The sequence below is a fragment of the Streptomyces sp. NPDC043726 genome, assembly GCF_056436565.1.
The window spans coordinates 511,165-532,251 of record NZ_JBWKCI010000002.1 but is presented as its reverse complement, the minus strand read 5'-3'; the positions used below and the strand labels follow the sequence as shown (position 1 = coordinate 532,251).

The window sequence follows — 21,087 nt, the reverse complement described above, 5'->3', positions numbered from 1 at the left end:
CACATACGATCGATGACGGTCGGCTCCGCCCTGCGCGGCAGCCGCTCCGGCCGCGTTGAGGGACGCGGCGAATGTGACGACGCCAAGCCCCGGCCGCACCGTACCCGCGTAGCGCCTGTGCCGCTGCGCCCCCCTACGAGTGCCACCGGGTGGTCACCTACGCCTGCTTTTCCCTCCCCTTGGAGAGCCTGACCATGGTCACGCCGTCCGACATCACACCCACCCTTGCCGCGAAGCCCCGACAGCAGGGGGGCACCCCCGGCCCCGACCTGCCGCGGATCGTGCCACGCCGGCACGTCGGCCGCTGGGCGACCGCTGCCGCCGCACTGCTCGTCTTCGCGATGGTGCTCAATTCCGTCGTCCGCAACGACGCCTTCCAATGGAACGTGGTGGGCCGTTACTTCACCACCGCCGCCGTGCTCGACGGGCTGCTGCTGACGCTGTGGCTCACCGCTGCGGTGATGGTGCTCGGCTTCCTGCTCGGCACCGTGCTGGCGGTGATGCGACTGTCCGCCAACCCGGTACTGCGCAGCCTGAGTTGGGGCTACGTGTGGATCTTCCGCTCCACGCCGCTCCTGGTGCAGCTGCTGTTCTGGTTCAACATCGGCGCCCTTTACCCGACGGTCGGCTTCGGCATACCGTTCGGCCCGGAGTTCGTCACCGTCGAAACGGTCAACCTGCTCGGCCCGACCCTCACCGCGGTCATCGGCCTGACTCTGCACGAGACCGCCTATGCCGCCGAAGTGGTGCGCGGCGGCATACTCTCCGTCGACTCCGGCCAGAACGAGGCCGCCCAGGCGCTCGGTCTGAGCAGGCGCCGCACCCTGCGCCGGATCGTCATCCCGCAGGCGATGCGCTCCATCGTGCCGACCGCCGGGAACATGCTGATCGGCACACTCAAGGGCACCAGCATCGTCAGCGTGCTGGCCGTGCACGACCTGCTGTACTCGGTGCAGTTGGTCTACAACCAGACCTACCAGGTCATCCCCTTGCTCATGGTCGCCACGCTCTGGTACATCGCGGTCACCAGCGTGCTCAGCGCGGGTCAGTACTACGTCGAGCGGTACTACGCGCGCGGCGACTCGCATACGCTCCCGCCGACTCCGCTGCAGCGGCTGCGCGTTCGGCTCTCCGCCGTACGCACCCGGCTGAGCGCGGCGACAGCCGCCGATGCCCGACCCGCGATCGGCGGCGACCGCTGAGCCGCACCGTCAACGGCCCCCTCGTCGGCTCGGATTGAACAGCCGAACAGGCGGTGAGACCTTCCCCACTTTCCCTATCGAATTACTAGGGAAAGGTTGACCGCAGCCCGAGAGGACGCGCAGCATGCCCCCATCACGTCCCTGCACGCGAGACTGGGCGCGGCCCACCGCCGCGACCGACCTTGAGGAGACCGCTTCCATGGGCCTTGCCTCCGCCCCGCCCTCCCCCACCTCGCCGCCCGACCTGACCGGGTCCGTCCATGCGCACTGGTTGCGCGTAGCCCGCGAGGTGGCGGAGGACCTGGCCACGGACGCGGTGGCCAGGGAGCAGGCGGGCAAGGCCCCCTTCGACGAGGTGTCCCGGCTGCGCGAGGCGGGACTGCTGACGCTTCTGGCGCCGGCCGGGGCCGCGGGAGGCGGCGCGGACTGGCCCACGGCCTACGCGGTCGTCCGCGAGATCGCCGCCTCCGACGGCGCGATCGGGCAACTGCTCGGCTGCCACTACTTCCTGTCGTGGAGCGCCCGGTTCTTCACCGAGCCCGCCACGGCGGCGCGGACGGAGGAGCGGTCCGCGGCTGAAGGGTGGTGCTGGGGCGGCGGGTTCGCCCGTCAGGAGCCACCCCTGATATTGGCCAGGACCTCCCAAGGACTGGTGCTGGACGGTCGGCAGAGCTATCCCGCCGGGGTCCTGGTCGCCGACCGCCTCGCCGTGCGCGCCATGCGGGAGGACACCGGTGAACCTCTCGCCGTCGTGGTGGACCCCACCCGTCGCGGCGTTCGGATCGACGGTGACGTCGGCGGCTTCGGCCAACGGCTCGTGGCCGGCGGCAGTGTGGAGTTCGACGACGCATCGGTCGCCGCCGACGACGTACTCGGCTCTCTGTCCGCGGACGAGGATTTCCTGTCGCCCCGGGCCGCCCTGGCATCGCCGGTCGGGCAACTCGTCTCTGTCCAGCTTCTGCTGGGCATGGCCGAGGGAGTGCTCGCCGAAGCCCGTGAGTACGGCAGGACAGGCCACCCGCCCTGGCACCCCGCCTGGCCGGCGGGCACCCCACACGACCCACAGGTGCTGACCGCCTTCGGAGAACTCACCGTCCTCGCTCGTGCCGCGTCCGCACTGACCCATCAGGCGGTGGAGGCCGTACAGGACGGGCTGGCGCTCGGTGAGGACCTCACCTACGACGAGTACGCGGACCTCTCCGCCCTCGTGGCGATGGCCGAGATCGCCGCCTCCAGGGCCGCGCGAGAGTGCGCCGACCGTGCCCTCGACATCATCGGCCCCCGCGCCACTTCGGCGCGGCTGGGCCTGGACCGCTTCTGGCGAAATGCCCGCACCCACACCCTGTACGAGCCCGTCACCCACCGGCTCCGCGATGTCGGGGACTACTTCCTCAACGGCGCCCGCCCTCCGTTCGTACTGCCCGCCTGAGCCGGCCGATCAGTAGTACTGCACCAGGCAGAACTCATGCTCTTCGGGGTCGGCCATCACCACGACGACTCCTTCGTCGTAGTCGTGCCGCTCGCCCGTGAACCGACCCCCCAGGGCGATGACCTCAGCGATGCCGCGGTCGATGTCGTCGACCATGACGTCGAGGTGCAGGCGCGCCTTGCCGTGCTTCGGTGCGGTCACGGGCTGAAAGTTGAGGCGGGGCAGCGCGTCGCCGGGATCGTCGAGGTAGACCCAACCGGGCCGTGACGGCACGCGCGGGCGATCCAGCAGTGCGCTCCAGAAGCTCGCGACCCGCTCCACCTCGAGGCAGTCGATCGTCACTCCGGCCCAGCGGTTCGCCATGGTCAGCTCTCCTGAGTCGTCGCGTGGTGAGCCGCCAGGCGCACCCGCTCCGTGGCGAGTTCCGCGGCGGCCTCCGCCGGTGTGATGTGCCGGGCGCGGGCGGTGCGGAAGACCCGCCGCAGTGTGGCGGCGATGCCGTGCAGCCGCTCGGTCAGCTGTTCCTCGGACTCCCGCCGCAGTTCGGCACCGGTGGCGTGGATGACTCCGCCCGCGCTCACGATCACGTCCGGCGCCCAGAGGATGCCGCGTGCGGCAAGGAGGCCGGCCGTGGCCGGTTCGTCGAGTTGGTTGTTGGCCGGGCCCGCGACGGCGGCGCACCGCAGCAGCGGCACCGTGCGGGCGGTCAGCAGGCCACCGAGCGCGGCAGGAACGAGGATGTCGACCTGCGTCGTGAGGATGCTGTCCGGCTCGGTCCAGGTCGCGCCCACCTCCTCGGCCAGGCCGCGGGCGGCGGGGTCGATGTCGGTCACGACGAGCCGTGCGCCGGCCCGGTGAAGGAGCCGGGCCACGTGGCCGCCGACCGCTCCGAGGCCGATGACCCCGACGGTCCGGCCGGAGAGTCCGGGTGAGCCGAAGGCCTCCTCGGCCACCGCGCCCAGGGCCGCCAGGGTGCCGTACGCGGTGTGCAGGGAGGAGTCGCCGCTGCCGCCGTCCTCGACCGGCCGACAGCACACATGCGCGGTGCGTTCGCCGATCACTGACATGTCGGCCGGGCTGCTTCCCACGTCGGGGCCCGCGATGTATCGGCCGCCGAGCGCCTCGATCGCGTCGCCGAGGTCGTGCAGCAATGCCGTACGCTCCGCGCCGGTCGGCCGCGCCGCGGTGGGCAGGGCGACGACTGTCTTCCCGCCACCGTGGTCCAGGCCGGCCAGCGCGTTCTTCTGGGTCATCGCCGCCGACAGCCGCAGCGCGTCCGTGATCGCGGCGGCGGGGTCGGGGTAGTGGGCGATCCGGCATCCGCCGGCGGCCGGGCCGAGAGCGGTCGAGTGGATCGCGATGGTGATGGCGAGGCCGCTGCGGCGGCCGCGTACGACCTGAACCAACTCGTGCGAGGGACGCGGGACGTCGAAGGTGAGGGCTTCCTGAAGTACGGCTGTCATGCCGTGAAGCTAGCCGTTTCGACGAAGCCTGGAGCCATCCGCCGAATGGAATTCGGCACGCGGGCCATAATCGCGTCATGGACGAACTTGATTCGGCGATCATCCAGCATCTGCAGCGTGATGCGCGGCAGACCAACCGCGACCTCGCCCGCACCCTGGGCATCGCACCGTCGACCTGTCTGGAACGCATCCGCGCACTGCGCGCCCGAGGGGTCATCACCGGCTATCACGCCGCGGTCGACCCAGCCGCCCTCAACCGCCACGTCCAGGCACTGATCCACTTCCAGATCCGCCCTCTCAGCCGGGCGGTGATCGAGGCGTTCAAGACCTACGCCGCCGACCTGCCCGAAGTCAGCACGGTCTACGTCGTCACCGGCGGCGACGACATGATCGTGCACGTCTCCGCGCCGAGCGTGGACTACCTGCACGGCTTCCTCATGGACAAGTTCACCGCGCGCCGGGAAGTCGTCGGCTTCCGGACGTCCGTGATCTACCAGCACACCCACAACCAGGTGCTCGCGCCCCTCACGCCAGGAAGTGCTGGGTAATCGCTACTCGACCTCGCGCCTGAAGCTTGAGCGGGACGCCGACCCAGTGCTCTCGTGACCGCATGGTTTCCACTGACCGCTTCATCGCCTTCACGGCCATGTCCTTTCTGCTGATCGTGATTCCCGGGCCCAGCGTGCTGTTCGTCATCGGACGTGCGCTGGCACAGGGCCGCCGTGCCGCGCTGACCACCGTCGCGGGTAACACCCTTGGCGCGTACGTACTGGTGGTGGCGGTTGCGTGCGGGATCGGTTCGATCGTGGAGCGTTCGGCGGTGGTCTTCACGGCACTGAAGCTGGCCGGGGCCGCCTATCTGGTGTACCTGGGAGTCAAGGCTTTGCGCGCGCGGCGCGGTCCACATCCCGCCTTCAGGGAACACAACGGCGAGAGCGGCGGGCTGCGCACGCTCTGGGAAGGATTCGTCGTCGGGGTGTCCAACCCCAAGACCATTGTCTTCTTCGCCGCCGTCCTCCCACAGTTCGTCGACCGGGACGGCGGGAGCGTCATGGCGCAAATGCTGCTGCTCGGCCTGGTCTTCAACCTCATGGCGGTGGTGTTCGACAGCCTGTGGGGGCTCGCCGCGGCGACAGCCAGGGACTGGTTCGCCCGCTCGCCTCGTCGGCTCGCGGCCATCGGGGGCGTCGGGGGCTGCACGATGATCGGCCTCGGTATCGCCGTTGCCGCGACGGGCCACACGGAGTGATCTGCGGAAGCAACCCGCCCCGGTGTGCCTGTCATCCACGACTCGTGCTGCGGAAGTCGATGGCCTGGAAGGCACCGTCCAGGTGAACATCCCGCACGGCCTGTCCATCGCTCGGCAATTCTTCGCGGAGATCCGTGCCCGCCGCGTAGAGAACCGAGATCAGCCGTGGCGGCACCGGCGCAGTAGACTCCGCCCTCCTGGTTCAGCATGCTTGGGGGGCGGCGAAGTGGCAGATGTCAGCACCAGTTCTCGCAGAGTGCGGCGTGTCGACTTCAGCGTCACCATGCTGTTCGGCGCGGTGTATGCCAGCGCCCTGTTCCTCATCGTGACGGGCTTCGCCGCGGAGCCGGGTGGGTGCGGCGGTCGCTTTCAGGCCGCGTGCTCGGGTGGGACGTACTGGCGTCTTGGCTTCGGTCTTGGTCTCGTCGCGGTGGTGGCGCCGGTGCTGCACAAGGTGGTCCCGAGCGTCCCGTTCGAACAGGGTGTCGGGCGAACCACGGCTGTCACCGCTCTGCTGTTGGGTGCGACGGCCGGTATCGCCCTGACCCTGGCATTGGCTCAAGCGGCGGCCTGAGGTGTCGAATCACCCCGTCGAGGTGAGGGTCCAGCGCTTGCGAGTACCCCGGCCCGCGGGGCGTCCCTGGTAGGCCGCGAGTCTGCGCTCACCCACAGAGCCGGGCTGTGGTCGCCAGGCCGCACGGGCCCTCTGCTCGGCGGCTTCCGGCACGATGCTCGAGGGGAGGGCCTTCGAGCATCGTGCCGGGCTTTGACCGGCTAGGCCTTGCCGGTGAGTTCGGCGATGGCGTCGGAGACCTGGGTCCACACTTCCCGGCTCGGGGCGAGGTGGCCGTAACCCTTCAGAATGAGCAGGTCGGCGCCCGGGATGGTCTCGGCGAGACGGCGGCCGTGCTCCACGGGCACGAGAGGGTCCTCACTGCCGTGGACCACCAGAACCGGCAGGTCGAGTTCCCTGAGGCGGGGTGCCAGGTCGTCACCCGAGGCACCGACCGCCAGGGGGTGGTGGTCGGGACGGCCGGGCACGACCGCCCGGTCGTGCCCTTCGACGGTCAGTTCGCGCAGGCGCGCCTCGTCGCGGACGGATCCGGCACACAGCAGGAAGGACCTGTACTGAGCGTCGATGACTTCTTCCCGTGTGGTCGGGGGGTTGGCCGCCAGGTCCTCGCCCAGAGCCCGGAGCCCGTCGAGGAAGGAGGGGAAGGGGGGCGGGTCGAACCGCGAAGGCTCACCGGCCAGCGCCGGCAGGACCAAGGGGAGGGCGGATGACGTCGACATCAGCGTGGCGGATCGCACCCGGTCCCGGTGGTCCAGAGCGAGGAACTGGCCGATCAGACCGCCCATCGATGCGCCCATGACGTGCGCGGAGTCGATGCCGTAGGCGTCAAGGACGGCCACGGCATCCCGGGCCAGGTCCCGGCAGTCGTAGGGGTGTGATTCCCAGTCGATGGGGGTGGACTTGCCTATGTCCCGCTGGTCGAAGCGGATCACGTAGTGACCGCGGGACGCCAGGTCCCGGCAGAAGTGCTCCTCGTAGTGGATCACCGGGGCGGACGCACCCATGATCATGAGGAGCGCGGGATCTGCCGGCTCTCCGAAAGCTTCCGTCCACAGCCGCACCTCACCGACGTCAACCATTTTCTCGGTCATGCGTGATCGTCCTCCGGAGCTGTTCTTCCTCCGCGACGCCTGGTCAGTCACCTGGGCGGCGCTCGATTCCATGCCATCCAACGCGGCGCCGGGCTCTCGCCGAATCCGTGAAATCACCGGTGACGCGCTCCCAGGAGCCTTCCAAGGCCGACTGGCATGAGCTACAAGGAAGCCGGCGGGCTCTGGAGTAGTCATTACCCTTCTCAGAGCGCGCGGCTGAGTGTCCAATGCGGCAGACACGTCCACCGGACGTGGTCATGCGAAGCACTTGGGAGTGATCTTGAAGCAGTTGAGACGGGTGGCCGCCATCGCGGGATGTGCGGCGCTCAGCGCGGGGTTTTCGGTCCTGCCGGCCCAGGCGGCCGAAGGCTCCGGCGCGGTGAACACGGTGCAGAGGGGCCACGTCCTGGCTTGCCACGGGCAGGCCGGGGAGCGGTCCGTGGCCGTGGAGCTCTACGGCAACTCCCATTACGGGAACTTCGTTGCCGTGTCCGTCGAGGGACCGGATGGGAACTACGGAGGCGGCAGCAACCCGGCAGTGCTGTTCGAGAACGGCACGGTCGCCGCCGAGGTGCCGATCGAGCGACTCGGCGAAGAGGGTAGCGTCATGGGGACCGCTTCGATCACCGGCGACTACCACCTCGTGGGCGAGCCGACCCGCGTTCACGACGTCTACCGGGAGCCGGGCTGGAACGTCGTGTCCAGGGGAACGAACCAGCGGCTCGAAGCGACCGTCACGGTTGAACTACTCGGCGAGACAGTGCCGTTGACGTGCGGCGACGCGTTCGCATTCGACCTGAGGGTGACCTCGACCCCGGCCTGATCGCAGCCGTGGGGGCCCCACGGCGGGCCCCCACACGCTTCTCACGCGCAGCCTCAGCGCCCGGGGAGCCGGTGGTAGCGGAAGCGGAGTTCGAAGGTGCCTTCGAGCGAACCGGTCACCGGGTCGAAGCGCCGCAGCTCGGCGATCTCGATGCCGGTGCCGCGCGCTCCCTCGAACTCCCCTGTACCGCCGAGGATGACGCCCCTGCCGTCCTTGCGCGGTCCCGCCGTGGTCACGGCACGCAGGGTGCCGGTCCACGGTCGGCCGCTGTCGAAGGCGGGCCCGAACACCTTCGTGGCCACTTCGGAGGAGTCCTCGATCTGGTCGAGCACCAGTGTGCCTCTGCCGGGGAAGAACAGCGTCCAGACGGTGTGCGTGAGCAGCTTCCCCGACTCGAAGTCGGTCTCCGGGAGGACTTCCTCGATCTCGGTGGAGAAGCCGACCACTTCTCCGTTCTTGTCCCGGAGTTTCCCGCCCAGGGCGAAGGCGTTGTGCAGGCGCGGCTCGGTGAACTTGGCGATCCCCTGCGGGAAGAGTGCCAGCGGCAGGTCGCCTCGGTGGGTCTCGAACACACCGTCCTGGGGTACTTCGGCGAAGAACGACTCCTCTGCCCAGCCCTGCGCGTCCCCGGTGTTGGCGCGGCTCGGGTCGTGCGGTCCGGGCGTCCCGGTCGCACAGGTCAGTGCGGATACCGTCATCATCAGCGCGGCACTCGCCACGCCGACGATCACACGGTGTCCGCGCCAGCGGTGTCGGCCTCGCAGCGCAGTCATGAACACGCCCTTCCACGAATCGCTCTTTCGGTGCGATTCGAGTGTTCTTGACACTGTGTCAGGCATCGAGAGTGATCCGTACTCCTCTGTGCGGGAGCGGGCCCGTCACAGCGCCGTGATGCCTGCGGTGGTGAGCTGACTTCGGTGGTTGATGCCCAACTTGCGGTAGACGGCGGACAGATGCACCTCCACCGTCTTCGCCGTGACGAACAACTGCTGGGCGATCTGCCGGTTGGTCAGGCCCGTGGCCGCCAGCTGCGCAACCCGCATCTCGCTCGGGGTCAAGGCTTCGGGGCCGCTCTGCCGGGGCGTACGGGGGCGGGCGCCGGCGGCGCGCAGTTCGGTGCGGGCGTGTTCGACCAGGAGCGGGGCACCGCAGCGGTGGGCCAGTTCCATCGCTTCGCCGAGCAGGGTGCGGGCTTCCGCTCGCTGGTTGGAGCGGCGGACGGCCGCCCCGAGCGCCGCCAGCGTCTTGGCGTGTTCGAGCCGTGCCGAGGACGGGCGCAGCAACTGCTCGGCATCCCTGAGCAGCTCGATCCCCTGATGGCCGGGGGTGAGCACGCCGACGGTCCGCAGGGCTCTGCCCTCGGCGCCGGGCGAGGCCCATCCGCGTGCCAGTTCGAGTTCGTGCCGCGCGAGGGCCAGTCCTTCGTCGGTACGGCCCAGTGCGTGCAGGCACGAAGCGGCGAGCGAGCGCCACGGGAGGACGGCCGGGTTCCGGCCCCCGCTGCCGGTGAAGTCCGCGCCGGCGTCGAGGACCGCCTTGAGGGCCGCCTCGTCGTTGCCCTTCGCGTGCAGGACCGCGGCATGGGCGTACAGCAGGAAGCCGTACGCCTTGTGCTCGCTGTCCTGGGCGGGGTGCAGTGCCTGCTCGACGACGGCCTCGGCCCGCGCGGCCAGCCCCTGTTCGAGCAGGGTCTCGGCGAGCCACGCGGTGACCGCGTACTGCTGGACGGGAGTGTGAGCCGTCACCGCCAGACTGAGCGCCTCCTTGAGGTCGTCGGAGGCCTCCGCAAGGTCCCCGCGCTGGAGCCAGGCGTGGCCTCTGAACCCCTGTAGGGCGGACAGGGACAGCAGGGAACCCGTGGCGCGGGCGTCCGCGACGAGCGCCTCGCACGCTGCCATGCCTTCGTCGGGATCGTGCACCACCAGTGGGAAGGCCGCGTTCATGAAGAGGAACGCCCCACCCGCGGCCGCCTGACGCACCCGAGGATCGGCCACGACCCGGCGGGAGATCGCCAGGCAGCGGGGGTCGCCGGCGTAGGCGTCACAGATGGCGATCATGGAGTCGAGGGCGAGAGAGCCCATGCTCTCGCCCGGGGGCAGTGCCCTCAGCCGGGGCAGCCCTTCGAGCAGGTCTGTCCAGCCGGGGGTGACCAAGGGCACGGCCAGCAGGATGGCCTCCAGAGTCCTGCGCAGGTCGTCGTCCTCGGCGGGCAGGCCTGCCAGGGCCTCGCGTACGCCCGCGACCGCGTGGGCGGGATCCTGCATCCCCAACAGGTGGACGAGTTCGCGGATGGTGGCCAACTGCCCCCGCGCACGGGGACCTTCGGCGAGTTCCGCGGCCTCGTCCAGGTAGCGCTTCGCGGTGGGCAGGTCGGTGAGGAAGGCGGCCGTGCCGGCCTCGGTGAGCACAGTGATGCGTTCCTGCCGGGGCGGCGGCTCGTCCAGGGCGCGGCGCAGGTAGGTGAGTGCGGCCTCGGCCGCCCCGGTGGCGAGGGCCTGCCGGGCGGCGTCACGTAGCGCGGTGACGGTCTGTGGGTCGTGGGCGGGAGGCACGTACAGCAGATGCTCGGCGGCCTGTTCGGGCCGCCCTCCGGCCGCGGTCAGCAAAGCCGCCGCCCGCGCGTGGAATTCGGCGCGCCGGGCGAGAGGCGTGGTGCGGTAGACGGTGGCGCGGACGAGGGGGTGGACGAAGTCGAGGTGCTCGGTGGGGCCGGCGTGCTGGGGCGGTGCCAGCAGGTGGGCGGTGTGCAGGTCGGCCAGATGGTGGCCCAGGTGCTGCGGGTCGAGTCCCGCGAGCCGCGCCGCGTGGGCCGAATGTGCCCGGCGGCCGAGTACGGCCACCGCCTGGGCCAGGCGCACCGCCTCCGGGTTCAGGCGCCCGAGTTCGCGTGCCACGCGGCGCTGCAGGGCGCGGGAGCCGAGATCCTCGACCTGGGGCACGGTGTCCGCGGTGGGCGGCAGCCCCTCGGCGACCAGGGCGCGGGACAGTTCGGCGAGGAGCAGAGGGTTACCGCCGGTGGCTTCGTGGCACGCGGCGGCGAAGGCCGGTTCGGGTTCCTGGCCGAACCAGGCCGCCAGGGCGCGGCCTGCCGCGGGCTCGCTCAGGGGAACGGGGTGCAGGTGCGTGCACTCCTGGTCGGACAGCAGCAGGTCGATCAGATGCTGGGCGGCGCCTGGCTCGTCCGGGCGCAGCGCCGTGACCAGTAGGAGTCTCAGGTCGGACAGGCGCGGCAGCAGGTAGGCGAGGAAGCGGAGTGACGTCTCGTCGGCCCAGTGCAGGTCGTCGACGACCAGGGCGACCGGAGCGTCCTGGCTGAGGTTGGAAGTGAGCCAGAACAGCCCGTGCAGGACGGCGAATTCACCCAGCTGTGCGCTGTCGTCGGCCTGAGCCGCGGACCCGGCCAGGAGCGCCCCGGCCGGCTGTGCCGCGTCCGCGAGCCAACGCTCCCGGTCACCTGGTGCGGCGGAGTGCAGCAGCGGTTCGTAGAGCTGGCGTACGAGTCCCAGTGAGTACTCGCGTTCCAGTTCCGATCCTCTGGCCGAGAGCACTCTCAGTCCCGCCTCGCGGGCCAGCGTCTCGGCTTCCTTCAGCAGGCGTGTCTTGCCCATACCGGCCGGAGCGGAGATCGCGAGGAAGCCGTGTGCGCCCGCCAGGGCGTCGCGAACGCCCTGCCGCAGCAGCGCCAGGTCCTCGTCCCGGTCCAGCAGGACACCAGCCATGCGCTCATTATGGTCGGGGTCCACGGGTGTCCTCACACCGTGGTGTCCAGCACGATGCCCCGGGCCGCGAAGGAGCCGCTCAGGCCGTCGGTCAGGAAGCGTCTGGCGTCGCCATCGCCCTTGAGGTGTGTGTCCATGTGGCCGGTGCACAGGGCACGCAGTGTGTCGCCGCCGTGTGCGGCGGGGCAGAGCTCCGCGAAGGGCCGCGACGCTTCGGCGAGGGCGACCAGGTCCATGCCGGCGATCCGCATCTGGCCGCTGAGCCACAGCTCGCGGGCTGATTCGTGCATCTCCTCGGCGTCGTCGTTGAAGTGCACATGGCCCGCCCCTGCCAGTACGGCGAACTGTTTGGGCGCGGCCAGTTCCCGGTGCAGGTCACGCAGGTCCTCCACCGCGATGACGGCATCCTGCCCGCCGGCCAGGACGAAGGCGGGCACCTGCCGCTGCCAGGCCTTCGGCTCCAGCAGCGATCCCAGCAGCGGGGACTGCGGGAGCCTGCCGCGGCTGCCGGTGGGGACGGCCACGGCGAGTACGGCGCCGATCCGGTCGTCCTTCTCGATGACCTTCAGCGCGGTCCAGCCTCCCAGCGAGATGCCGCAGGTGCCGACACGGTCCGGGTCGATCAGGACGGCGGGCGCACCCGGCTCCTTCATGGTCAGCAGACTGTCCACGACGAAGCGCACGTCGTCGGGCCGGTCACGGATGGTCTGCGGCAGCCGCGCATCGAGGTCGAGAGCTCCGCCACCGGCGTCCGCGATGGCCGCTTGGAGGTCCTCGGCCGTGTCGCCGGCGAAGTCGGGCGCGGCCACCACATACCCATGACCCGCCAGATGGGTGCACAGATGCGAGGCGTTACGGCGATGCCCCCAGGCTCCGTGGCAGTACACCACCAGGGGGAAGCGGCCGGACGCCGCGGCAGCGCCGCGCACGGCGTACTGTACGGCCGGAGGCAGACCCGGGACGGCCACGTACCGGTCCGCTGTCCCCTCCGCGAGGTCCTTGCCCCGATACCTCGATCCGGCGGGATACCAGACCTCCACCCGCAGCCGGCGCCGCCCGCGGGAGTCGTCGACGAGGTCGATGGTGGTCACACCCACGGGCGCCGGGCCGCGGACGAAGGGGTCGTACACCATGTCTCTCCTGGATGTCTGGGGCGACGGCCGGCCCGTCAGCCGACCTGTTGGTGGGCCGCGGCCAGCTGGCTGCGACGGCTGATGCCGAGCTTGCGATACACCGCGGACAGATGGACCTCGACGGTCTTGGGCGTCACGAACAGCTCCTGCGCGATCTGGCGGTTGGTCAGACCGCGGGTCGCGAGATCCGCCACCCGCGCCTCGCTCGGTGTGAGGGACTCCGGCCCGCTCACCGCCGACGTGCGCGGGCGCGCGCCCGCGGCCCGCAGCTCGTGCCGGGCCCGCTCCACCAGCGGGGCGGCCGCGCACCGTTGGGCGAGGTCCAGTCCCCGCGTGAGGTACTCGCGTGCCTCGGCACGGGAGTTGCCGCGGCGCGCCTCGGCGCCGAGGTCGACCAGCGCCTTGGCGTACTCCAGTCGCGCCGGGGTGGTGCCCAGCACGTCGACGGCCTCGCGCAGCAGCGCGGCACTCTCCGCCCGAGGCGCGACCAGGCCGGTCACGCGCAGGGCCCGGCCCAGAGCGTGCCGGGCGCCCCAGTCACGGGCCAGTCGCAACTCCTCCGCCGCGTGATCGCGGGCTTCTTGCTCGCGGCCCAGCGCGCGCAGCGCCACCGCCGCGAGCGAACGCCAGGGCAGGACCGCCGGGTTGCACCGCCCGTAGAGCCCGTAGCGGTGGCCCGCGTCCACTGCGGCTGCCAGCGCGTCCTCGTATCGGCCCTGCTGCATCAGGACAGTTCCCTGCGCGTACCGCGAGTAGTAGAAGGGGCCCACGTCCTTGAGCGGCTCGCCCCGGGGCAGCTGCCGCAGGACCTGTTCGGCCTCGTCCACGCGTCCCTGCTCGGCGAGAGCCTCGGCCAGCCAGGCCAGCGTGGTGGGCCGGGTCATGGACACGTTGACGGCCACCGCGGTCTTCAGCGCGTCCCGCAGATCCGTCACGGCCTCCTGCAGGTCACCCCGCAGCAGCCAGCCCCAGCCGCGGTAGGTCTGGGCCGCGCTGATCGTCAGCAGGGATCCCGTCGCCCGGGCCTGCGCCAGCAGCGCGTCACAGGCACCCAGGCCCTCGTCCAGGTCGGCGGCGAGCAGGCACATGGACGTCGCCACCTGGATGAAGGCGGAGTCGGTGCCGGGGGCCCGGGCCGAGGTACGGGCCGCCACCCGGCGTGCGCGGTCGCCGGCCGCCGGGTCGCAGCGGTGCATGTCGTAGGCGGCGATCATCGTGTCGAGCGCGCGGGCCCCCGGTGAGTCGGCCACGGGCAGCAGCCGCAGCCGGGGCACCCGCTCGAGAACACCGTCCCATCCCGTGGCGAACAGGGCGACGACCATCATCGTGGCCTCCAGGCCGCGCCGGAGGTCGTCCTCCTCCGCGGGCAGCGCCTCGATGGCCTGCGTCAGGCGGGCCACCGCCTGGTCGGCGTCCTGGAAGGCGAGCAGGCGCGCCATCTCGCGCATACCGGCGTGCCGTCCGGCGACCACCGGGTCACCGGAAAGGGCGGCGGCCGTGTCCAGGTACTCCACGGCGGAGCGCACATCGGCCAGGAAGCCTGCCTCGCCCGCCTCGGTGAGAACGGTGACACGCTGCTGCACGGTGTCGACCGGCTCGGCCAGGGCTCGGCGCAGATAGGCCAGCGCCGCCTCCGGAGCGCTGGTCCGTACGGCGTCGGCGGCGGCCCTGCGCAGTGCGGTGACGACGCCGGGGTCACCGGCGGGGGGCACCTGGAGCAGGTGGGCCGCGATCTGCTCCGGCCGCGCTCCCGCTTCGGCCAGCCGCGACGCGGCCCGGCGATGCAGCCGGGACCGGTCGACCGCGGACGTCGACTCGTACACAGCGGCCCGCACCAGGGGGTGGACGAACTCCATTCGTGCCCCGCGGGCGAATGCCGCATCGTCCCCGCCCGCTTCGGAGGACTGCAGAAGGTGCGATGCCTGGAGCTGGGCCAGGCACCCGAAGACCTCGCTCATCGGCACGTCGGCCACGGCTCCGGCCAGCTCCGCCGTCGCCCCTGGGCCGAGCGCGGCCACGGCCCTGGCCAGGGCGGCGGCCTGCGAGGACAACCGGCCCAGTTCCACCCCGACCCGTCGTGACACCGCGCGTGAGCCGATCAGCTCCACCCGGCGCGCGGTCGCCGCGTCGGGGTCGAATCCTTCACCGCGCACGGCTCGGGCAACCTCGGCCAGCAGCAGCGGATTGCCCCCGGTCGCGGCATGGCAGGCGGCGGTGAACTCGACGGCGGGCGGACGCCCGAAGTGCGCGGCGAGCGCCTCGGCCACCGCCGCGGTCCCCAGCGGCGACGGCCGTAGCTCCTCCCACTGCTGGTCGGCGAGGAGCACGTCCAGCAGATGTGCGGGCCCGCCGGGCTCGTCCGGGCGCAGCGCCGCCACGGCCAGGAGAGGTAGGTCCGTCAGGCGTGGCATCAGGTACAGCAGAAAGCGCAGCGACGATTCGTCCGCCCAGTGCAGATCGTCCACGAGCAGGGCCAGCGGCCGGTCCTGGGCGATGTTCGACACCAGCCAGAACAGCGAGTTCAGCAGGGCGAACTCGCCCGGCGGGGACGCGACGGTCCCTCGGTAACCCAGAGCGGCTCCCGCCGTCGCCGCGGGGCCTGAGAGCCACCTCTCGCGGTCGTCGTCCTCGGCCGTCAGCAGCAGCCGGTCGAAGAGCTGGCGGACGAGTCCGAAGGCGTACTCGCGCTCCAGTTCCGAGCCGCGCGCGGACAGCACCCGCAGGCCGGCGTCCTGGGCCAGCTCGCCCGCCGCCGTGAGCAGCCTCGTCTTGCCCAGCCCGGCGGGACCCACCACCTCGACCAGCCGGCTGTCGCCGGAGGCCACCCCTGCCACGGCGGCCCGCAGCCGCTCCAGCTCCGCGTCACGCTCCAGGAGAACACCCGGCATGCACTCATTCTGCGCCTGATCCGAGCGGGGCGGCCCGGGAACGGCATCGCCGCGTCCCCGGGCGGTGCGCGGTGCCTGCCACGCGGGGGACGGGGTACGAAGCGGACCCCGCGAGCAGCGGTCGATGCCAGGCCGGCCGCCAGGCATCGCGCCTTCCGGGTCCTCATCCCAAGCGCCGCAGCGCGGGCCGCGGGCAAGACCCCCGCCCGGACACGGCGACCGGAGAGTCACCAGGTTGAGTAACAGTTGCTGATTCGGCCCCACTCCCCCGCCCCTACGTTGGAATCCACGGACGGCAGCCGCCCGGGGCGGGAAGAACCCATGCCCCACCTGGCCACGGCCGTCAGCACATCCGCGGTCCCACAGGAGCAAACCGATGGCCACACATCCCTCGGCATGGCAAAGCGTCCCCCTGCCCCAACGGCACGCGTGGAGCCGTCGGCAGATGTGGCTCACCGCCGCCACCGCCGCGCAGCTGCCCGATCTGGACGGCATGCGGCTCGCCGCGTCCGTGCACCTCGACATCAAGGCCGCCGTGTTCCTGGAGGCTTTCGCCTCGGCCGGGGCGCAGGTCGCCGTCGTCCCCGTGAACGCGGCCACGACCAGGGCCGACGTCGCCGCACTCCTGGCCCGCGGGATGCGAGTCTTCGACACCGCGGACACCGCCACCGGGGCGGCGGCCGAGGCATGCCTCGAGTGGGGCCCCACACACACCCTCGAAATGGGCGCCGACCTCAGTGCGACAGTCACGGCACGCGGATACGACGGCCTTCGCGCGGCCATCGAGGTCACCCGAACCGGCATCACGCGCCTTCGCGGCCTGGAGCTGCGGCATCCCGTCTTCGACCTGGACCGCGTCCCACTGAAGAACAACGTCCACAACCGGTACGCCGTCGGGATCAGTACCTGGCAGGCGTTCATGAGCCGCACCAACCTCACCCTGCACGGCAGCGTGGTGGTGATCGTCGGCTACGGCGAGGTCGGATCCGGCCTCGCGCGCGCCGCCACCTCCCTGGGCGCCCGCGTGCTCGTCGCGGAGGAATCCGCCGACCGGCGCCTGATCGCCGAGTACGAGGGCTATGAGACCGGCACCGTGGAGGCCCTGGCGGCACGCGCGGACATCCTGGTCACCGCGACCGGCCGGGACCGGGTCGTGTCGGAGAGCGTCCTTCCCCTGCTGACGGGCGGCTGCTTCCTGCTCAACGCGGGCCACTCCCCGACCGAGATCGCGCTCGACGCGCTCGGTCCCGGGACCGAGCTCCTGCCCCACATCACCAGCCACCGCCCCTTCGGCGGCGAGATCCTGCTCGTCTCCGGCGGCCACCTCGTCAACCTCGCCGCCGGTGACGGCGACAGTCTCAACTCCTTCGACCTGACGGCCGCGCTGATGGTCTCGGCCGTCGGCTGGACGCACACCGAGGGCGCCGCCCATCCGCCCGGCGTGCACGCCCTGCCGCGCGCCGCCTGGGCGCCCTCGATCGCGAACTACTGACCTCGGCGAGCGCCACGCCGGACGTCCCTTCCGCACCGACTCCGCCCGCGCTCTCCACCGAACGGAGCACTTGACAGTGGCGCCGCTGCTCGGCCTGCCTCTCTTACTCCGTGCGGCCTGAGTGCTCCGGCACATCCCGCGCACCGGGTTGGCGCGATGCGCTCGGCCCCGAGCCCTAAGGGCCCCACCCCAAAGCTTGGGGTTCGGCCCCGACGCCGAGCGCCTGCCCTTCCGGGTGTGCTGGACCAAGCGAGTGCCGCGGGGGTGGGAGCGGCGTCTCGCGGCACCCGCCCCCCTCGCCTCGCCCCTTCCCCACCCTCCGCACCACGGAGAATTCCCGATTCCATGGAGGAAACCATGGCCCCCTACGTACCTCTCTCGACCGGCGACAGCGCCTCGGGGCCCGCGCCCGGCGCTCGCCCCGAGAACGGGGACGACGGCACGGGCGCGCGGCACGGGCACGGCCCGTCCGGTCTCAAACTCGCCGTCGTCATCGCCTGCGCGCTCGCCGTCGTCCAACTGATCGTCGTCATCGCCTTCGCATGGCCCAACGCGAGGTCGGCGCCCCATGACGTCCCGGTGGTACTCGCCGGGCAGGGCCAGGCCGTCGCAGCCGTCGAGGACCATATGGAGATGGCCAGGCCCGGCGCGTTCGACACGACCGTCCTCGCGGACGAGGAGGCCGCCCGGAACGCCATCCTCGACCGCGACGCGTACGCGGCGATCGTCGCCGACCCCTCCGGACCCAAGGTCCTGGTCTCCTCGGCGGCGAGCGCCGCGGTCACCGCCGCCTTCACGCAGATCGCCGGGGAGATCGAGGAGCAGAGCGGCAAGCCGGTCGCCGTCGACGACGTCCGGGCCGCACCGGAGAAGGACCCGCGGGGCGCTGCCTTCGCCTCCTCGCTGCTGCCCCTGGTCCTCACCGGCATGATCGGCGGCATCCTGATCGCTCTGAAGGTCACCGGCCTGCGCAACCGCCTGGTGGCGGCCGCGACCTTCGCGATTGCCGCGGGGCTGTGCACCACGGGCGTCGTGCACGGCTGGATCGGCGCCTTCGACGGCGGCTACCTGGCCGAGGCGTCGGCAGTGGGCCTGATCGTGTTCGCCATCGCCGTGACCATGGCCGGCCTGGGCACGGCACTCGGCCACCGGGGCATCGGACTCGGCGTCATCACCATTCTGCTGCTGGGCAACCCCTTGTCCGGCGTGTCGACCGCGCCGGAGATGCTGCCCGAACCCTGGGGCGCGTTGGGCCAGTTGCTGCCTCCGGGCTCCGGTGCCTCGCTGCTGCGGTCGACGAGCTTCTTCGACGGCGCCGGCACGGCCGGCCCCCTGACCGTGCTGCTGATCTGGGCCGCTCTCGGGCTCACGCTGCTCACCGTGGCCAACGCCCGGGCGGGGAAGGCCAAGCGGCTCACCGCCGTGGCCTGACCGTCCGCGAAGCCCTCATCGCCTTATTCCGACCGTCCGCGAATCCCCTGCCGTGTGCCCGTGTCCGAACCGGACGCGGGCACACGCGCTGTCCCGATGCCCTGGGCCAGGGGCCAGGGGCCCCGACCTCGCGTCGCAGCCCGCCCCACCCAAACGTTGGGGTGCTCCTAGGGGCTTTCCCCTCATGCTGAGACCCCCAGGGGTGGCGTTCGCTGGACGGGTCAGTTGCTCCCAACTCCCGAGGTCAAGACCATGTCATCGCTGCTCCATCGACTCGGACGCTCCAGCGCGCGCCACCCATGGCGCGTCCTGACGGGCTGGCTGCTGGTCATCTGCGCGGTCTTCGGAATCGTCAGCGCGAGCGGAGGGTCGGACTACATCGACCAGTTCAAGGTTCCCGGCAGCGACTCCACTCGCGCCCAGGAAGTCCTGGAGAAGGAGTTCCCCGAGGCGTCCGGTACGTCGGTGATCGTGGTCTACCACACGGACGAGGGCCGTCTCGACGCGCCCGAGCGCCGTACGGCCGTGGCCGAGGCCAGCCGGACCATCCAGACCCTGGACCACGTCGTCGCCGCCCCCGACCCGCTGCTTCCCCAGGCCAAGGCCCTGTCCGGAGACGGCCGGACCGCCCACACGACGGTCACGTACGGCGCTCCCATCGACGAACTCGACGAGAAGGACTTCGAGGCGCTGGAGGAGGCCAACGCCTCCGTCGAGCAGGCGGGCGTGGAACTCTCCTACGAGGGCGCCCTGGTGGACAACTCCACCGAGGAAGAATCGATGTCCGAACTGATCGGCCTGATCGCCGCCATGGTGATCCTGCTGGTCTCCTTCGGCACCTTCGTCGCCATGGGACTGCCCATCCTCACCGCCCTGCTGGGCCTGGCCCTGGGCACCGGCGGCAACATCCTGCTCTCGCAGGTGACGACCATCGGCTCCGCCGCCCCCACCGTCGCCACCATGATCGGCCTGGGTGTCGGTATCGACTACGCCCTGTTCCTCGTCACCCGGCACCGCACCAACCTCGACAACGGCATGGACCCCGAGGAATCCGCGGGACACTCCCTGGCAACCGCCGGGCAGGCGCTGATCTTCGCCGGATTCACCGTGGTCATCGCGCTGATGGGCCTGCAACTCGTCGGCATCCCCTACGTGGGGTCCTTCGGCTACACCTCGGCGATCGTGGTGTCCGTGATGGTGCTCGCCGCCATCACGCTGCTGCCCGCGCTGCTGGGCCTGGTCGGTCACCGCATCAACAGTCTGCGGCTGCTCAGGGTCCGTCCGGCGCCCAACGGCAGCGCCTTCTGGCGACGCTGGGCGACCATGATCACCCGCCGCCCGAAGACGGCGGTGGCGGCCTCACTGGTGCTGATGGGCCTGCTGGCCGTTCCGGCGCTCGACATGCGCCTGGGCCAGCCCGACAACGGCACCAAGAACGAGCACACCACACAGCGCGTCGCCTACGACCATCTCGCCGAGGCCTTCGGACCCGGCTTCAACGGCCCGCTGACCATCTCGCTGAGCGCCCCCGACCCCGCCGGCCTGCAGAGCACCGGTGCGGAGGTCGTGGAAGCGATCAAGCGGGACCCGGGCATCGCCACGGTCGGCACGCCTGTACCCAACGAGAAGGGCACCACCGCGATCCTCACCGCGGTGCCGGAGACCTCACCGCAGGACGAGGCCACCTCCGAACTGGTCGACCGCATACGCGCGGACGTCCTGCCCGGCGCCCTGGCGGACAGTGACGCGGAAGCCCATGTCACCGGCCCGACCGCGGCCAACATCGACATGGCGGACCGGATCAGCGAACGCCTGGTGCTGTTCATCGGCGCCGTCGTGGGCATCTCGCTGCTGCTGCTCGTCTTCGCCTTCCGCTCGGTCTGGGTGCCCGTGAAGGCGGCCGCCCTGAACGTGCTGTCGGTGTTCGCGTCCTACGGGGCGGTGGTGACCGTGTTCCAGAACGGGCACGGCAGCAAGCTCATCGGACTGGACGGCACCGTGCCGATCATCAGCTTCGTGCCGATGATGCTCTTCGCCATCCTGTTCGGCCTGTCGATGGATTACGAGGTCTTCGTCGTCAGCCGGATCCGCGAGGAGTACGCCCGGACGAAGAACGCCGCGGCGTCCGTCGTCGAGGGCGTCGCACACACCGGGCGGGTGGTCAGCGCGGCGGCGATCATCATGGTCACCGTCTTCGGCTGCTTCGTCATCGGCGACGACCCGATCATCAAGATGTTCGGTCTGGGGCTGTCCCTGGCCGTGGCCCTCGACGCCTTCGTCGTCCGGCTGGTCCTCGTGCCCGCGCTGATGAAGCTGATGGGCGACTCCTCCTGGAAGCTGCCCCGCTGGCTCGACCGCGTCCTGCCGCACATCGACCTGGAGGGCGGAGGCCATGCCCCGCAGGCCGAGCCGCGCCAGGTTCCGCGCCCCGTCGACCCCGGCCGGGCGGACGAACCCGCCGACGAGGACTTCGCACCCGTCGGGTGACACCTCCTCGGCGTCCGCCGGTGGCCCGGTCCCCACAGGTGACCGGGCCACCGGCGGGGCCCTCACCCCGTTCATCAGCATTCAGCACCGAGCACAGGAGCAGACC

At 71.2% G+C, this 21,087-nt stretch carries 16 protein-coding genes; 9 read left to right on the top strand and 7 right to left on the bottom strand.

The features are described from left to right. Positions 1-194: 194 nt before the first annotated feature. Both AC068Z_RS07140 and AC068Z_RS07135 read left to right on the top strand, forming a co-directional pair. On the top strand, positions 195-1,202 hold the full coding sequence (locus AC068Z_RS07140) for an amino acid ABC transporter permease (RefSeq protein WP_478553112.1): 1,008 nt from the start codon (positions 195-197) through the stop codon (positions 1,200-1,202). A gap of 199 nt (positions 1,203-1,401) precedes the next feature. Continuing rightward, positions 1,402-2,631 (top strand): acyl-CoA dehydrogenase family protein, encoded by a 1,230-nt coding sequence (locus AC068Z_RS07135; protein ID WP_478553110.1) that lies wholly within the window; start codon positions 1,402-1,404, stop codon positions 2,629-2,631. Positions 2,632-2,640: 9 nt separating this feature from the next. On the opposite strand, the gene AC068Z_RS07130 is transcribed toward AC068Z_RS07135, so the two are convergent. Both AC068Z_RS07130 and AC068Z_RS07125 read right to left on the bottom strand, forming a co-directional pair. Next, complete coding sequence (locus AC068Z_RS07130) at positions 2,641-2,994, bottom strand: VOC family protein (RefSeq protein WP_478553108.1); 354 nt, start codon at positions 2,992-2,994, stop codon at positions 2,641-2,643. Between the two features lie 2 nt (positions 2,995-2,996). Further along, the gene (locus tag AC068Z_RS07125) at positions 2,997-4,094 is read right to left on the bottom strand and encodes a Glu/Leu/Phe/Val dehydrogenase dimerization domain-containing protein (protein WP_478553107.1); all 1,098 of its coding nucleotides are present in this window, start codon (positions 4,092-4,094) and stop codon (positions 2,997-2,999) included. A gap of 77 nt (positions 4,095-4,171) precedes the next feature. On the opposite strand from AC068Z_RS07125, the gene AC068Z_RS07120 reads away from it, so the two are divergent. The 3 genes from AC068Z_RS07120 to AC068Z_RS07110 all read left to right on the top strand — a co-directional run bounded on the left by AC068Z_RS07120 (position 4,172) and on the right by AC068Z_RS07110 (position 5,917). After that, the gene (locus tag AC068Z_RS07120; RefSeq protein WP_478553105.1) at positions 4,172-4,642 is read left to right on the top strand and encodes an Lrp/AsnC family transcriptional regulator; all 471 of its coding nucleotides are present in this window, start codon (positions 4,172-4,174) and stop codon (positions 4,640-4,642) included. 62 nt (positions 4,643-4,704) lie between these two features. Beyond that, a complete protein-coding gene (locus AC068Z_RS07115) occupies positions 4,705-5,343 on the top strand; it encodes a LysE family translocator (protein ID WP_478553754.1) in 639 nt (212 codons plus the stop codon). 226 nt (positions 5,344-5,569) lie between these two features. Next, on the top strand, positions 5,570-5,917 hold the full coding sequence (locus AC068Z_RS07110; protein WP_478553104.1) for a hypothetical protein: 348 nt from the start codon (positions 5,570-5,572) through the stop codon (positions 5,915-5,917). 200 nt (positions 5,918-6,117) lie between these two features. Here the strand turns inward: AC068Z_RS07110 and AC068Z_RS07105 are convergent, their stop codons facing one another. Beyond that, positions 6,118-7,008 (bottom strand): alpha/beta fold hydrolase, encoded by an 891-nt coding sequence (locus AC068Z_RS07105; RefSeq protein WP_478553102.1) that lies wholly within the window; start codon positions 7,006-7,008, stop codon positions 6,118-6,120. Between the two features lie 439 nt (positions 7,009-7,447). Here AC068Z_RS07105 and AC068Z_RS07100 point away from each other — a divergent pair, with 439 nt between their 5' ends. After that, complete coding sequence (locus AC068Z_RS07100; protein ID WP_478553100.1) at positions 7,448-7,831, top strand: hypothetical protein; 384 nt, start codon at positions 7,448-7,450, stop codon at positions 7,829-7,831. A gap of 53 nt (positions 7,832-7,884) precedes the next feature. On the opposite strand, the gene AC068Z_RS07095 is transcribed toward AC068Z_RS07100, so the two are convergent. From AC068Z_RS07095 to AC068Z_RS07080, 4 genes are all read right to left on the bottom strand, one after another. After that, positions 7,885-8,604 carry a hypothetical protein gene (locus tag AC068Z_RS07095; protein ID WP_478553098.1) on the bottom strand — a complete coding sequence of 240 codons (720 nt, stop codon included), beginning with the start codon at positions 8,602-8,604 and terminating at the stop codon, positions 7,885-7,887. 105 nt (positions 8,605-8,709) lie between these two features. Next, positions 8,710-11,550, bottom strand: coding sequence for a helix-turn-helix transcriptional regulator (locus AC068Z_RS07090; protein ID WP_478553096.1), 2,841 nt, complete (start codon positions 11,548-11,550; stop codon positions 8,710-8,712). A gap of 32 nt (positions 11,551-11,582) precedes the next feature. Then, positions 11,583-12,683 carry an alpha/beta hydrolase family protein gene (locus tag AC068Z_RS07085; RefSeq protein WP_478553094.1) on the bottom strand — a complete coding sequence of 367 codons (1,101 nt, stop codon included), beginning with the start codon at positions 12,681-12,683 and terminating at the stop codon, positions 11,583-11,585. Between the two features lie 35 nt (positions 12,684-12,718). Beyond that, positions 12,719-15,571, bottom strand: coding sequence for a helix-turn-helix transcriptional regulator (locus tag AC068Z_RS07080; protein ID WP_478553092.1), 2,853 nt, complete (start codon positions 15,569-15,571; stop codon positions 12,719-12,721). 376 nt (positions 15,572-15,947) lie between these two features. Between AC068Z_RS07080 and AC068Z_RS07075 the strand changes: the two genes are divergently transcribed. The 3 genes from AC068Z_RS07075 (at position 15,948) to AC068Z_RS07065 (ending at position 20,981) form a co-directional block, all read left to right on the top strand. Continuing rightward, complete coding sequence (locus tag AC068Z_RS07075) at positions 15,948-17,063, top strand: adenosylhomocysteinase (RefSeq protein WP_478553091.1); 1,116 nt, start codon at positions 15,948-15,950, stop codon at positions 17,061-17,063. A gap of 357 nt (positions 17,064-17,420) precedes the next feature. Further along, positions 17,421-18,494, top strand: coding sequence for an ABC transporter permease (locus AC068Z_RS07070; RefSeq protein ID WP_478553090.1), 1,074 nt, complete (start codon positions 17,421-17,423; stop codon positions 18,492-18,494). Positions 18,495-18,746: 252 nt separating this feature from the next. Then, positions 18,747-20,981: an MMPL family transporter gene (locus AC068Z_RS07065; protein ID WP_478553088.1), complete on the top strand. Its 2,235-nt coding sequence runs from the start codon at positions 18,747-18,749 to the stop codon at positions 20,979-20,981. Positions 20,982-21,087: the final 106 nt, after the last annotated feature.

Coding starts and splice junctions, on each gene's coding strand:
- AC068Z_RS07095 (WP_478553098.1), bottom strand. CDS start 8,604: ATGACTGCGCTGCGAGGCCGACACCGCTGGCGCGGACACCGTGTGATC.
- AC068Z_RS07140 (WP_478553112.1), top strand. CDS start 195: ATGGTCACGCCGTCCGACATCACACCCACCCTTGCCGCGAAGCCCCGA.
- AC068Z_RS07125 (WP_478553107.1), bottom strand. CDS start 4,094: ATGACAGCCGTACTTCAGGAAGCCCTCACCTTCGACGTCCCGCGTCCC.
- AC068Z_RS07105 (WP_478553102.1), bottom strand. CDS start 7,008: ATGACCGAGAAAATGGTTGACGTCGGTGAGGTGCGGCTGTGGACGGAA.
- AC068Z_RS07130 (WP_478553108.1), bottom strand. CDS start 2,994: ATGGCGAACCGCTGGGCCGGAGTGACGATCGACTGCCTCGAGGTGGAG.
- AC068Z_RS07065 (WP_478553088.1), top strand. CDS start 18,747: ATGTCATCGCTGCTCCATCGACTCGGACGCTCCAGCGCGCGCCACCCA.
- AC068Z_RS07080 (WP_478553092.1), bottom strand. CDS start 15,571: ATGCCGGGTGTTCTCCTGGAGCGTGACGCGGAGCTGGAGCGGCTGCGG.
- AC068Z_RS07090 (WP_478553096.1), bottom strand. CDS start 11,550: ATGGCTGGTGTCCTGCTGGACCGGGACGAGGACCTGGCGCTGCTGCGG.
- AC068Z_RS07070 (WP_478553090.1), top strand. CDS start 17,421: ATGGCCCCCTACGTACCTCTCTCGACCGGCGACAGCGCCTCGGGGCCC.
- AC068Z_RS07085 (WP_478553094.1), bottom strand. CDS start 12,683: ATGGTGTACGACCCCTTCGTCCGCGGCCCGGCGCCCGTGGGTGTGACC.
- AC068Z_RS07120 (WP_478553105.1), top strand. CDS start 4,172: ATGGACGAACTTGATTCGGCGATCATCCAGCATCTGCAGCGTGATGCG.
- AC068Z_RS07075 (WP_478553091.1), top strand. CDS start 15,948: ATGGCCACACATCCCTCGGCATGGCAAAGCGTCCCCCTGCCCCAACGG.
- AC068Z_RS07115 (WP_478553754.1), top strand. CDS start 4,705: ATGGTTTCCACTGACCGCTTCATCGCCTTCACGGCCATGTCCTTTCTG.
- AC068Z_RS07135 (WP_478553110.1), top strand. CDS start 1,402: ATGGGCCTTGCCTCCGCCCCGCCCTCCCCCACCTCGCCGCCCGACCTG.